Source organism: Pantoea sp. ICBG 828 (assembly GCF_002928355.1).
GTDB lineage: Bacteria > Pseudomonadota > Gammaproteobacteria > Enterobacterales > Enterobacteriaceae > Pantoea > Pantoea dispersa.
Map to the genome: position 1 here is coordinate 1 of NZ_POWN01000026.1, position 686 is coordinate 686.

General features: G+C 50.9%; 2 tRNA genes and 1 rRNA gene. All 3 read right to left on the reverse strand.

Features of this window, described 5'->3' with window-relative positions:
• Nucleotides 1-264: 264 nt before the first annotated feature.
• A tRNA-Ala gene (locus tag C1Y43_RS23440) sits at nt 265-340 on the reverse strand.
• A 116-nt stretch (nt 341-456) separates the two neighbouring features.
• A tRNA-Ile gene (locus tag C1Y43_RS23445) sits at nt 457-533 on the reverse strand.
• 73 nt (nt 534-606) lie between these two features.
• Nucleotides 607-686: ribosomal RNA gene (locus tag C1Y43_RS23450) — 16S ribosomal RNA — on the reverse strand; the annotation flags it as partial.

The window sequence follows — 686 nt, forward strand, 5'->3', positions numbered from 1 at the left end:
AGCACGTCCTTCATCGCCTCTGACTGCCAGGGCATCCACCGTGTACGCTTAGTCGCTTAACCTCACAACCCACAGGCGTTTTGCAACGCTGCAGACTGCAAGCATTTGAGAGACTCGAACGCATCGTGATTTCATTCTTATTACGGAGAATGAACACGACGCGTCGTTTCAAATTTTCAGCTTGTTCCGGATTGTTAAAGAGCAATAACTTCGCAATGCATTCAGTAAATGCATTCTGAAGTTGTATCAACGCGGGTTCGTTGATGGTGGAGCTAAGCGGGATCGAACCGCTGACCTCCTGCGTGCAAGGCAGGCGCTCTCCCAGCTGAGCTATAGCCCCGATGAGTGTTGTAAAACGCATGAGTACCAAGGAGAATCATTTTTCAGGCAAGGCGCAGGGTCGCGACGCATAGTCTTCTATGCGAGCGGCGCTGTAACGCAGCATGAGAAATGATTTGGTAGGCCTGAGTGGACTTGAACCACCGACCTCACCCTTATCAGGGGTGCGCTCTAACCACCTGAGCTACAAGCCTGCAGGCGTTTTACGCTCTTCTCTAAGTTCATCAGACAATCTGTGTGAGCACTTCGCGGGAAGGTATCTTCAGGTAAGGAGGTGATCCAACCGCAGGTTCCCCTACGGTTACCTTGTTACGACTTCACCCCAGTCATGAATCACAAAGTGGTAA